The 11,942-nt window shown below is 70.6% G+C and carries 11 protein-coding genes and 1 pseudogene; 6 read left to right on the top strand and 6 right to left on the bottom strand.

Features of this window, described 5'->3' with window-relative positions; all coding sequences use genetic code 11:
* Positions 1-859: 859 nt before the first annotated feature.
* Entirely contained in the window at positions 860-1,948 is a 1,089-nt protein-coding gene (gene ychF / locus ACZ4WQ_RS17665; RefSeq protein WP_311727542.1) for a redox-regulated ATPase YchF, read from the bottom strand.
* A gap of 68 nt (positions 1,949-2,016) precedes the next feature.
* Between ychF and ACZ4WQ_RS17660 the strand changes: the two are divergent.
* A pseudogene (locus ACZ4WQ_RS17660) lies at positions 2,017-2,712 on the top strand (DUF6542 domain-containing protein); the annotation flags it as partial.
* 22 nt (positions 2,713-2,734) lie between these two features.
* Here the strand turns inward: ACZ4WQ_RS17660 and ppgK are convergent.
* Together ppgK and ACZ4WQ_RS17650 are read right to left on the bottom strand one after the other, a co-directional pair.
* Positions 2,735-3,631 carry a polyphosphate--glucose phosphotransferase gene (ppgK, locus tag ACZ4WQ_RS17655; RefSeq protein WP_311727541.1) on the bottom strand — a complete coding sequence of 299 codons (897 nt, stop codon included), beginning with the start codon at positions 3,629-3,631 and terminating at the stop codon, positions 2,735-2,737.
* A gap of 39 nt (positions 3,632-3,670) precedes the next feature.
* The gene (locus ACZ4WQ_RS17650) at positions 3,671-4,681 is read right to left on the bottom strand and encodes a 4-hydroxy-3-methylbut-2-enyl diphosphate reductase (protein WP_311727540.1); all 1,011 of its coding nucleotides are present in this window, start codon (positions 4,679-4,681) and stop codon (positions 3,671-3,673) included.
* 64 nt (positions 4,682-4,745) lie between these two features.
* Between ACZ4WQ_RS17650 and xseA the strand changes: the two genes are divergently transcribed.
* From xseA to ACZ4WQ_RS17635, 3 genes are all read left to right on the top strand, one after another.
* Positions 4,746-5,966 carry an exodeoxyribonuclease VII large subunit gene (xseA, locus tag ACZ4WQ_RS17645; RefSeq protein ID WP_311727539.1) on the top strand — a complete coding sequence of 407 codons (1,221 nt, stop codon included), beginning with the start codon at positions 4,746-4,748 and terminating at the stop codon, positions 5,964-5,966.
* A gap of 10 nt (positions 5,967-5,976) precedes the next feature.
* A complete protein-coding gene (locus tag ACZ4WQ_RS17640) occupies positions 5,977-6,258 on the top strand; it encodes an exodeoxyribonuclease VII small subunit (protein ID WP_311727538.1) in 282 nt (93 codons plus the stop codon).
* Positions 6,259-6,392: 134 nt separating this feature from the next.
* Positions 6,393-6,983 carry a malonic semialdehyde reductase gene (locus ACZ4WQ_RS17635; RefSeq protein WP_311727537.1) on the top strand — a complete coding sequence of 197 codons (591 nt, stop codon included), beginning with the start codon at positions 6,393-6,395 and terminating at the stop codon, positions 6,981-6,983.
* A gap of 84 nt (positions 6,984-7,067) precedes the next feature.
* Here the strand turns inward: ACZ4WQ_RS17635 and ACZ4WQ_RS17630 are convergent, their stop codons facing one another.
* Positions 7,068-7,610, bottom strand: coding sequence for a DUF4245 domain-containing protein (locus ACZ4WQ_RS17630; RefSeq protein ID WP_398371819.1), 543 nt, complete (start codon positions 7,608-7,610; stop codon positions 7,068-7,070).
* A 171-nt stretch (positions 7,611-7,781) separates the two neighbouring features.
* On the opposite strand from ACZ4WQ_RS17630, the gene glpX reads away from it, so the two are divergent.
* Entirely contained in the window at positions 7,782-8,813 is a 1,032-nt protein-coding gene (gene glpX, locus ACZ4WQ_RS17625; RefSeq protein WP_311727536.1) for a class II fructose-bisphosphatase, read from the top strand.
* 69 nt (positions 8,814-8,882) lie between these two features.
* Here the strand turns inward: glpX and ACZ4WQ_RS17620 are convergent, their stop codons facing one another.
* Both ACZ4WQ_RS17620 and ACZ4WQ_RS17615 read right to left on the bottom strand, forming a co-directional pair.
* Positions 8,883-9,239 (bottom strand): WhiB family transcriptional regulator, encoded by a 357-nt coding sequence (locus ACZ4WQ_RS17620; RefSeq protein WP_311727535.1) that lies wholly within the window; start codon positions 9,237-9,239, stop codon positions 8,883-8,885.
* A 149-nt stretch (positions 9,240-9,388) separates the two neighbouring features.
* Positions 9,389-10,045, bottom strand: coding sequence for a DUF1707 SHOCT-like domain-containing protein (locus ACZ4WQ_RS17615; protein ID WP_311727534.1), 657 nt, complete (start codon positions 10,043-10,045; stop codon positions 9,389-9,391).
* A 211-nt stretch (positions 10,046-10,256) separates the two neighbouring features.
* On the opposite strand from ACZ4WQ_RS17615, the gene ACZ4WQ_RS17610 reads away from it, so the two are divergent.
* Positions 10,257-11,942 (top strand): fumarate hydratase, encoded by a 1,686-nt coding sequence (locus tag ACZ4WQ_RS17610; RefSeq protein WP_398371075.1) that lies wholly within the window; start codon positions 10,257-10,259, stop codon positions 11,940-11,942.

Below are 11,942 nucleotides of genomic sequence, written 5' to 3'. Positions count from 1 at the left end.
TCGCGCACATCGTGGGACAGCAGAGCACGCCGGGCTCCCCGCGAGGCCAGAACGAACTCGCCGAACCCGAGCGCAACACTGCGGACAACCTCTACCGCCAAGATCGATGGTCATTTAGACGGACTCCTTGCGGGCAAATAGCCGACAAGGTGGCGGGCATTCGGACGAATGATGCCCATCGATCACTCAAGCGACCGACAGCTGAAGATCCTGAGCGGCCAAGCAGCTCGGCGAGTAGCTGCCAGGCAACGGGCACGTCACCGCCACCGCAGCCGCCCTCAGCCCGGGCCGCCCCGCACAACAGCCGGCACGCGAAGAGTGGGCGGCGCCTCCATCATCGACAGATCCGAGCCGATGAGGACCAGCAGCACCGGCTTGGTTTCCAGAACCCTGTCCCAGGCCCGTTGCAGCATCCCGGTGTGGCCGATGCGGCAAGGTCTGCTGTCCGGTGTAGAGGACGTGGCCGACGACGAACCCCAGCAGGTTGGCGATCGGGGAAGTGGGGTGCGTCCCCGCGTCGTCCGGTGCAGGGCACCTTCCGGCGGTAACTGGGGGAGGCACCCCCTGCCGCGGCGTAGCGGGCGACTCCGACAACGCAGCGAGCTGCCGTGCCGGGCGGCATGGGGGGCCTCACTTCCCAGAGGCCGCTCAGCCACGCCGACCGAACCAGCAAAAATCCAGCAACCGGAAACCCCGCCCGGATTCAACAAGTCGGGCGGCAACGCCCTGACTTGCACAAACGCTGCGTCGCATCTCGCGAACCCCGACCTTGAACATTCCGCCGCAACGCACGAATCCACGCAGCGAATCGCCCCCTGAACTGCGCAAATGTCGATCAGGGGGCGAGCTCGGAGAGGAACTAGACGTTGAAGCGGAACTCCACCACGTCCCCGTCCCGCATCACATACTCCTTGCCCTCCATCCGGGCCTTCCCCGCCGCGCGGGCCTCGGCGACCGAGCCCGTGGCGACCAGGTCCTCGAAGGAGATGACCTCGGCCTTGATGAAGCCCTTCTGGAAGTCGGTGTGGATCACACCGGCCGCCTCCGGGGCGGTCGCGCCCTTCTTGATGGTCCAGGCGCGGGACTCCTTGGGGCCGGCTGTGAGGTAGGTCTGGAGGCCGAGGGTGTCGAAGCCGACGCGGGCGAGGGTGGCGAGGCCGGGTTCGTCCTGGCCCACGGACTGGAGGAGCTCGAGGGCCTCCTCGTCGTCGAGCTCGGCGAGGTCAGCCTCCAGCTTGGCGTTGAGGAAGATCGCCTCGGCGGGGGCGACGAGGGCGCGCTGCTCTTCCTTGAAGGCGTCGTCGGTGAGCTCGTCCTCGTCGACGTTGAAGACGTAGAGGAAGGGCTTGGTGGTGAGCAGGTGCAGCTCGTGGAGGACGGCGGCGCGCTCGGTGCCCTGGACGATGCCGGCGGAGAACAGGGTGCGGCCCTCCTCGAGGATGTCCTTGGCCTCCTCGACGGCCTTGACCTGGGCCTGCTTGTCCTTCTGGATCCGCGACTCCTTGACCAGGCGCGGCAGCACCTTCTCGATGGTCTGGAGGTCGGCGAGGATCAGCTCGGTGTTGATCGTCTCGATGTCGTCCTTGGGCGAGACCTTGCCATCGACGTGGACGACGTTCTCGTCCTTGAAGGCGCGGATGACCTGGCAGATCGCGTCGGACTCGCGGATGTTCGCCAGGAACTTGTTGCCCAGGCCCTCGCCCTCGGAGGCGCCCTTGACGATGCCCGCGATGTCGACGAAGTCGACCGTGGCGGGGAGCTTGCGGGCCGAGCCGAAGATCCCGGCGAGGGTGTCGAGGCGGGGGTCGGGGACGCCGACGACGCCGACGTTGGGCTCGATGGTGGCGAACGGGTAGTTGGCCGCCAGCACGTCGTTCTTGGTCAGGGCGTTGAACAGGGTCGACTTGCCGACATTCGGCAGACCGACGATTCCGATCGTGAGCGACACGTTGGCGACTTCCCGTAACTTCCCGTAGCGAGAATGTGACGACAGGGACGAGGCCCGCTGCGGGGCCGATGCACCAGTCTACGGGGCCGCCCCGTGTCACCCGGCCGGACCGACAATCGGTCGAACACACTGCCAAGGTCCTGCGAAGGGCGTGTCCAACGCCGGATTCCCGCCGCCCGTCGACCTACGTTGGTCGGGTGGAGCCATACAGCACCCGTACGCCGCGCCGCTCTTACGCCGCCCCGCCGCCCCGCCCCGCGGCGGACGACGACGCGGACGACAGGAACGCGGGCAGGAACGCGGGCAGGGACCGGCACAAAGGCGGGGCGGGAGAGGCGAAGCGGCGCGTGCCGTCGTCCGCCGCCGCCGCGCCGCGGCGGCGCGGGCCGGGCATCGGGCCGGCCGTGCGGCGCGCGGTGGCCGGGCTGCGCTATCCCACCCCGCGCCTGACCGGCTTCGGCGCGGGTCTGCTGGCCACCGTCGCCCTGCTGACCTTCGGGTGCCTGGACGCGCTGCTGTTCTCCGCCTCCACCACCGCCTACGGCACGGTCTTTCTGCTGGTGTCCACGGCGTGCGGGCTGTGGGTGCGCCCGGCGGACCTGGCGGCGGCGCCGGTCGGGGCGCCGATCGCGTTCACGTTCGGGCTGCTGCCGATCAACGACGGGTCGGAGGGCCTGGCCGGGCAGGCGATGGGCGTCTTCACCTCACTGGCGCTGAACGCCGGCTGGCTCTACGCCGGAACTCTGCTGGCCTCGCTGATCGTCCTGGCGCGCAAGGGCGCCATGGTCAGCCGGCGGAACCAGCGGCATCAGTGGGAGCGGCAGCGGAGCCGGGATCCCCGGCCGGACCGGCCGTCGCGGCCCGGGCGGCCATCGCGGCCCCCACGATCCCCGCGTTGTTCTGAAGCTGCGCAGGCACGATCTCGGCCTTGATCCCCTCGATCAGCGGCAGGAACTTCTCCGACTTGCGGCTCACCCCGCCGCCGATCACAAACAGCTCGGGCGAGAACAGCATCTCCACGTGCTCCAGGTACTTCTGCACCCGGTGCGCCCACTGGTGCCAGGTCAGGCCGTGGTCGTCCTTGACCTTGGTCGAGGCCCGCTTCTCCGCCTCGTGGCCGCTCAGCTCCAGATGGCCCAGCTCGGTGTTGGGCACCAGGCGCCCGCCGGTGAAGACCGCGCTGCCGATGCCGGTCCCGAAGGTGAGCAGGATGACCGTGCCCGTACGGCCGCGCCCGGCGCCGAAGGTCATCTCCGCGACGCCGGCCGCGTCCGCGTCGTTGAGGACCGTCACCGGACACCCGAGCCGCTCGCCGAGCAGCGCCGCCGTGTCGACGTCGATCCAGCTCTTGTCGACGTTCGCGGCGGTGCGCGTCGTACCGCTGGTCACCACGCCCGGGAAGGTCACCCCGACCGGCCGCCCGCTCCAGTTGAAGGAGTCGACGACCTCCCGGACCCGGTCGGCGACCGCGTCGGGCGTGGACGGCTGCGGGGTCAGGACCTTGAAGCGCTCCTCGGCCAGGTCCCCGCGCACCAGGTCCACCGGGGCGCCCTTGATGCCCGAGCCCCCAATGTCCACGCCCAGGACATGGCCCGTGAGGTGGCCGGAACCCTCCGGCCGGGCGGCGGAGGCTGTCGGCTGGGACTGAGGCTGCGACTGCGGTGCGGAGTGCGTCGATTGCATGGTCAGAAGGCTAGAGGGTGGAGCCGCCGGATGGGCCGCTCACGCGTCCCGGGAGGGGGCCGCCGGGGTGGCGTCCGCCGCCGCGGCCGCGGCCTCGGACCTCAGGTCGCGGCGCAGCTCCTTGGGCAGCGAGAAGGTCAGGCTCTCCCGCATCGGCTGGACGACCTCGACATCTCCGAAGCCGCGCTCGGCCAGCCACTCCAGCACGCCCTCGACCAGCACGTCCGGCACCGAGGCGCCCGAGGTCACGCCGACCGTCGTCACGCCCTCCAGCCAGGCCTCGTCGATCTCGCTGGCGAAGTCGACCAGGTGGCCGTCCTTGGCGCCGGCGCCGAGGGCGACCTCGACCAGCCGCACCGAGTTGGAGGAGTTCTTGGAGCCGACGACGATCACCAGGTCGGCCTCGGCGGCGACCTGCTTGATCGCGATCTGGCGGTTCTGCGTGGCGTAGCAGATGTCGTCGCTGGGCGGGCTGACGAGCCCCGGGAACCGCTGCTTGAGCGCGTCCACGGTCTCCATCGTCTCGTCGACGGAGAGCGTGGTCTGGGACAGCCAGACGACCTTGGACTCGTCGCGGACCTGGATGTTCTCCACATCCTTCGGGCCGTCGACGAGGGTGATGTGGTCGGGCGCCTCGCCGCTGGTGCCGATGACCTCCTCGTGGCCCTCGTGGCCGATCAGGAGGATGTCGTAGTCCTCCTTGGCGAACCGGACCGCTTCCTTGTGGACCTTGGTGACCAGCGGGCAGGTCGCGTCGATGGTGGCGAGCCGGCGCTGCCGCGCCTCCTCGTGGACGACGGGCGCGACGCCGTGGGCCGAGAAGATCACGATGGATCCCTCGGGCACCTCCTCCGTCTCGTCGACGAAGATCGCGCCCTTCTTCTCGAGGGTCTGCACGACGTACTTGTTGTGGACGATCTCCTTGCGCACGTAGATCGGCGCCCCGTACTGCTCCAGGGCCTTCTCGACGGCGATTACGGCACGGTCCACGCCGGCGCAGTAGCCCCGGGGGGCCGCGAGCAGGACCCGGCGGGCTGTCGTTGCGGTCATGTTCACCATGGTAGGGGGCCGTGGACCCGGGTCATTGTCGGCGGCGGCCGATACGCTCCCGCACATGGCTGTCAACACATCCGCTGAGGCGCCGATCCCGGTCGGCGAGGTGTCCCGGCTGATCGGGGGATGGATCGACCGGCTCGGGGCGGTGTGGGTCGAGGGGCAGATCACCCAGCTGTCCCGGCGCCCGGGCGCCGGGGTGGTGTTTCTGACCCTGCGCGACCCCTCGTACGACATCTCGCTCACCGTCACCTGCTTCCGCGCCGTCTTCGACAAGGTCGCGGATACGGTCACCGAGGGCGCGCGGGTGGTGGTGCTCGCCAAGCCGGAGTGGTACGCGCCGCGCGGCCAGCTGTCCCTGCGGGCCACCGAGATCCGGCCGGTCGGGGTCGGGGAGCTGCTGGCCCGGCTGGAGCTGCTGAAGAAGTCGCTGGCGGCGGAGGGCCTTTTCGCGGCCGAGCGCAAGAAGCCGCTGCCCTTTCTGCCGCAGCTGATAGGGCTGGTCTGCGGGCGGGCCTCGGCGGCCGAGCGCGATGTGCTGGAGAACGCGCGGCTGCGCTGGCCCGCGGTCCGCTTCGAGGTGCGCAATGTCGCCGTGCAGGGCGTCCACGCCGTGCCCCAGGTGATCGAGGCGGTCCAGGAGCTGGACGCGCTGCCGGAGGTGGACGTGATCATCGTGGCGCGCGGCGGCGGCAGCGTGGAGGATCTGCTGCCGTTCTCCGACGAGCAGCTGGTGCGGGCCGTGGCGGCCTGCGCCACCCCGGTGGTCTCGGCGATCGGGCACGAGCCGGACTCGCCGCTGCTGGACCTGGTCGCCGATCTGCGCGCCTCCACGCCCACCGACGCGGCCAAGAAGATCGTGCCGGACGTGGGCGAGGAGCTGGTGCGGATCCAGCAGCTGCGCGAGCGCGGGCTGCGCAGCGTGCGCGGTCTGCTGGACCGGGAGGAGCGGGGGCTCGCGGCGGCCCTGGCGCGCCCGTGCCTGCGCCAGCCGCAGCGCATGGTGGACGAGCGGGCCGAGCAGGTCTCGGGGCTGCTGGACCGCGGCCGGCGCTGCCTCGGGCATCTGCTGGACCGGGCGGAGTCGGAGCTGACGCACACCCACGCCCGGGTGGTGGCGCTCTCCCCCGCCGCGACGCTGCGGCGCGGCTATGCGGTGCTCCAGCACGCGGACGGGTCGGTGGTGCGGGCCGCGGCCGAGGTGAGCGCGGACGAGGAGCTCCGGGCCCGGGTCGCCGAGGGCGAGTTCGCGGTTCGCGCCGTTGTCAGCCCCCCTGAATAGGCTGTGCGGTATGGCGAAGACGGATCAGAAGGCCACGAAGGCCGCCGGGAGCGCGGCCGAGGCGTCCACGCTCGGATATGAGCAGGCGCGGGACGAGCTGGTCGAGGTGGTGCGCCGCCTGGAGGCCGGCGGTACGACCTTGGAGGAGTCGCTCGCCCTGTGGGAGCGGGGCGAGGAGCTGGCGAAGGTCTGCCGCCGCTGGCTGGAGGGCGCCCGCGCCCGGCTGGACGCGGCGCTGGCCGAGACGGCGGACGCGGGCCAGGGCGGGGGCGAGGGGGACGGCGAGGGCTGACGGGCGAGCCGACGCGATCAGTCGCTGTGATTCGGAGCACCCCGCCCGCGATTTAGTTGAATGTTAACCTAAATCGCGTATGGTGGGGCTCCGTAAGCACCACCCCCACAGCAAGCAGAAGGTTGCGCACGACCATGTCTCTCGCCCTCGACCCCACCGCCCAGGACCTCCTCTTCCGCGAGGCCCACACCGCCAACACCTTCACCGACGAGCCGGTGTCCGACGAGCAGGTCCAGGCGATCTACGACCTGATCAAGTACGCCCCCACGGCGTTCAACCAGTCGCCCCTGCGCGTCGTGCTGGTCCGCTCGGCCGAGGCCCGTGAGCGCCTGGTCCCGCACATGTCCGAGGGCAACCGGGCCAAGACCGCCACCGCCCCGCTGGTCGCGATCCTGGCCGCGGACAACGAGTTCCACGAGGAGCTCCCCACCCTCTTCCCGGCCTTCCCCCAGGCCAAGGACCTCTTCTTCGCCGAGCGCGCCGCCCGTGAGCAGGCCGCGGCGATGAACGCCTCGCTCCAGGCCGGCTACTTCATCCTGGGCATCCGCGCCGCCGGTCTGGCCGCCGGCCCGATGACGGGCTTCGACCCGGCCGGGGTGCGCAAGGAGTTCCTGGACGACGACCACACCCCGCTGATGATCATCAACATCGGCAAGCCGGGCGAGAACGCCTCGTTCCCGCGCGGCCCCCGGCTCCCCTACGACGAGGTCGTCACCACGGTGTGACCTCTCCGGACCGCCCCGCTCCCCCCGGCGGGGCACCGCCGCCGCCCCGCTCCCCCCGCGGGGCGGCGCGCCCGGCCGCCGCGCTCAGCCCTTGTCCGTGTTGAGCGCGGCGGCCATTTCCGTCAGCTGCCCGAACGTCGCCGTGCCGGTGACCACCGTGGTCGCGCCCGGCTCCGCGTGCACCAGGGCGTTGTACTTGTCGCCCTCGTAGCGGACCCACTCCCTGCCGTCGATCCGCTCCGTCCGGTCCGTCTTCGTCGCCCGCTGGGTGACATCAGCGATGAACGGCCCCGCCTTGGTGTCGCTCTGCTCCACCGCGACGTACTCCTCGTCCGGGGTGAGGAAGCCGAGGTGCCAGACCGTGTCGCCCTCCGCCTGCGCGAGCTTCACCGGCCCGTACGTCACCGAGGTCGCGCGCCAGCCCTTGGGCAGGCTGCCGGGCTCCGGCGCGGCCACCGGGTACGGCGCCGCGCGCCGGGCGGTGATCAGCTCTACCCTGTAGTCGACCGTCTTCAGCGGATTCTTGCTGTCGTCGTGCGGAATGGCGAAGACGTAAATGAGTGCCGCGAAGGCGCCTATCGCCGCCAGCGACAGCACCATGTCCCGCACCGTCTCTTTGCCTCGCATACCTGCCACGCCCCCTATCGTCCCTCATGGCCGCCGTGCTCATGCGTGGGGCCCTCTGCTCACATTCGCAATCAGCGGATACTGTGATTTTCGGGGGGCTGTCCACAGCTCCCGCACCAAGTACAAAACACCCTCACATCCGGCCGTCGCCGTACAGAAAGGTGCGATCCGATGACCGAGCATCATCTCCCGTCCCAGCTGGAAGTCAGCCCCGAAGCGCCCGACCGCAACCTGGCCCTGGAACTCGTCCGGGTCACCGAGGCCGGCGCCATGGCCTCCGGCCGCTGGGTGGGACGCGGCGACAAGAACGGCGCCGACGGAGCCGCCGTCAAAGCCATGCGCTCCCTCGTCCACACCGTGTCCATGAACGGTGTCGTGGTGATCGGCGAAGGCGAGAAGGACGAAGCGCCCATGCTCTTCAACGGAGAGCGGGTGGGCGACGGGACCGGCCCGGAGTGCGACGTGGCCGTGGACCCGGTGGACGGCACCACGCTCACCGCCAAGGGCATGGCGAACGCGGTGTCCGTCCTGGCGGTCGCCGAGCGCGGCACCATGTTCGACCCGTCCGCGGTCTTCTACATGAACAAGCTGGCCACCGGCCCCGAGGCGGCCGAGTTCGTCGACATCACGGCGCCCGTGGGCGTCAACATCCGCCGGATCGCGAAAGCGAAGAAGTCCAGCCCCGAGGACGTCACGGTGGTCGTGCTCGACCGCCCCCGGCACGAGAACATCGTCAAGGAGATCCGGGAGGCGGGCGCCCGGATCAAGTTCATCTCCGACGGCGACGTGGCCGGCGCGATCATGGCCGCGCGCGAGGGCGCCGGCGCGGATCTGCTGCTCGGCATCGGCGGTACGCCGGAGGGCATCATCGCGGCCTGCGCGATCAAGTGCCTGGGCGGCACCATCCAGGCCCAGCTGTGGCCCAAGGACGACGAGGAGCGGCAGCGCGCCATCGACGCGGGCCATGACCTCGACCAGGTGCTGGAGACGGACGACCTGGTCAGGGGCGACAACGTGTTCTTCGTGGCCACCGGCATCACCGACGGCGATCTGCTGCGCGGGGTGCGGTACCGCGCGGAGACCGCGACCACCCAGTCGCTGGTGATGCGCTCCAAGTCGGGGACCATCCGGCAGATCGACTCGGTCCACCGGCTGTCCAAGCTGCGCGCCTACGCCGCGGTCGACTTCGACCGCGCGCGCTAGCGGGCATGCACTCGCGGGCGGGCCCCTCCTCCCCGGTGGGGCCCGGCCGCGTGGTTTCTCAGGTCTCGGTCAGCCGGCGGCGGCCACCCGGACGGTGCGCTGGAGCTCCGCCTCGCGGCGCCGCCGGCGGGCCAGCACGACCCGGCGCTCGGCCGCGGTCAGCCCGCCCCACACCCCGTACGGCTCGGGCTGGAGCAGGGCGTGCTCGCGGCACTCGACCATGACCGGGCAGCGCGCACAGACGCGCTTGGCGGCCTCTTCCCGCGACAGCCGCGCAGCCGTGGGCTCCTTCGAAGGAGCGAAGAACAGCCCGGCCTCGTCCCGGCGGCACACAGCCTCCGAGTGCCAGGGGCCTGCCTGATCCCGAGCGGGACTGCGCTGCGGGGGCACGGCGGCGTCCAGCAGGGGCTGATGCGGTTGCAGCACGGTCTACTCCTGACGACGGCTCCGGTGGTCACCCTTGCCCGCCTGGCCCGCACGGCCCCTTGACACCCCCATCAGCCGTACGAGAGACGATGCACCAAGCCTTACCCGCTGTGCGCGTGCTTATGCACACCGTTGCCCCTGCCGGAAATTCAATATGAACGTAGGTTCTTCAGCCGTTTTCCGCGCTTGCGCTTGACCTCGGCACCGCCGAAGAAGGCGAATCCCCGCACCACGATGACCGGGGCCTCCGGGTCCGGCGCCTCGTATGTCTTGATGTCGAATCCACCGAAAATGCCCCCGCCGTCGCCGCGGACCGTGACGTTTTCCGGGACCTTGATCTCGACTCCGCCGAAGATGGCGGAGACGTCGATGACGATCTCCCGATGCTCGAACAGCGCCTCGGTCAGGTCGATTTCGACGCCACCGAAGATCGCCAGGACCCGGGTGGTGCGCCTGACCCGCCAACGGCCCTTGCGCGCCGCGCCGCCGAAGATCGCCGTCAGGTTGTCGGAGGCGGGCAGGGCCCGGGCCCCGTACGGCTGCCCCGGCGCCGGGACGGCGGCCCGGCCGCTCGCCGCGGGCGAGGGCAGATCGCGGACCAGGGGCTCCAGTTCGCCGACGGTCTTGGCCCGGTAGACCGCGTCGATCCGCTCGGCGTGCTCTTCGGGGTCGAGCCTGCCCTCGGCCAGCGCCTCGCGCAGAACGTCCGCGATCCGGTCGCGATCCGCGTCCGAGGCCCGCAGCTCCGCGGCGGGCACGGGGGCGGGCGCGGTCTTCGTCAATGGCACCGGCTGTTGGTCAGTCACGTGACCAGAGTACCCAGTCGCGATACATCGCGACTAGGGGTCGTGGCGACTCGACGGACGGAGTCCGGCGGACGGAGTCCGGCGGACGGAGCTCGACGGACGGAGTCCGTATGCCCGACCTCACAGGTTCGGGCGCCCGGCCCCGTTCTACGCTGGTGTCCGCTGTCGACGAAGTCAGCCGTAGCCCCGTCGAGTGAGGAATGGCCACGCCATGCCCCCTGTCTCCCAACCCGCCCGCCCTGCGTTCGCCTATTCGGACCTGCTGCCCCTGGGCGAGGACACCACGCCGTACCGCCTGGTGACCGCCGAGGGCGTGAGCACCTTCGAGGCCGACGGGCGTACGTTCCTCAAGGTCGAGCCGGAGGCGCTGCGCAAGCTCGCGGCCGAGGCGATGCACGACATCTCGCACTATCTGCGCCCCGCCCACCTCGCCCAGCTGCGCCGCATCCTGGACGACCCCGAGGCCAGCCCCAACGACCGCTTCGTCGCGCTGGACCTGCTGAAGAACGCCAACATCGCGGCCGCGGGCGTGCTCCCGATGTGCCAGGACACCGGCACCGCCATCGTGATGGGCAAGCGCGGGCAGAACGTGCTGACCGAGGGCGGCGACGAGGAGTCCCTGTCGCGCGGCGTCTACGACGCGTACACCAAGCTCAATCTGCGCTACTCCCAGATGGCCCCGCTGACCATGTGGGAGGAGAAGAACACCGGCTCCAACCTCCCCGCCCAGATCGAGCTGTACGCGACCGACGGCGGCGCGTACAAGTTCCTCTTCATGGCCAAGGGCGGCGGCTCGGCCAACAAGTCCTTCCTGTACCAGGAGACGAAGGCGGTCCTCAACGAGGGCTCGATGATGAAGTTCCTGGAGGAGAAGATCCGCTCGCTGGGCACCGCGGCCTGCCCGCCGTACCACCTGGCGATCGTCGTCGGCGGCACCAGCGCGGAGTACGCGCTCAAGACCGCGAAGTACGCCTCGGCGCACTACCTGGACGAGCTGCCCACCGAGGGCTCCCCGACCGGCCACGGCTTCCGCGACAAGGAGCTGGAGGAGAAGGTCTTCGAGCTGACGCAGCGGATCGGGATCGGCGCGCAGTTCGGCGGCAAGTACTTCTGCCATGACGTGCGGGTGGTCCGGCTGCCCCGGCACGGCGCGTCCTGCCCGGTGGCCATCGCGGTCTCCTGCTCCGCCGACCGCCAGGCGCTGGCGAAGATCACGCCCGAGGGCGTCTTCCTGGAGCAGTTGGAGACCGATCCGGCCAAGTACCTGCCGGAGACCACCGACGAGCACCTGTCGGACGACGACGTGGTGCGCATCGACCTCAACCGCCCGATGGACGAGATCCGGGCGGAGCTGACCAGGTACCCGGTCAAGACCCGGCTCTCGCTCAGCGGCCCGCTCGTGGTCGCCCGCGACATCGCGCACGCGAAGATCAAGGAGCGGCTGGACGCGGGCGAGGAGATGCCGCAGTACCTGCGCGACCACGCCGTCTACTACGCGGGCCCGGCCAAGACCCCCGAGGGCTACGCCTCCGGCTCCTTCGGGCCGACGACAGCGGGCCGCATGGACGCGTACGTCGAGCAGTTCCAGGCGGCCGGCGGCTCGCACGTCATGCTGGCGAAGGGGAACCGCTCCCGGCAGGTCACCGAGGCCTGCCAGGCGCACGGCGGCTTCTACCTCGGCTCGATCGGCGGCCCGGCGGCGCGGCTGGCCCAGGACTGCATCAAGAAGGTGGAGGTCCTGGAGTACGCGGAGCTGGGCATGGAGGCGGTCTGGAAGATCGAGGTCGAGGACTTCCCTGCGTTCGTCGTGGTCGACGACAAGGGGAACGACTTCTTCACCGACCCGGGCCCGTCCCAGCCGTTCGTCACCAGCATCCCGGTGCGGCCGCAGGGCTGA

This window comes from Streptomyces sp. NPDC028305, assembly GCF_055569495.1.
Note: the sequence above shows the minus strand (reverse complement) of the source record. Positions and strands in the feature narration are given on the sequence as shown.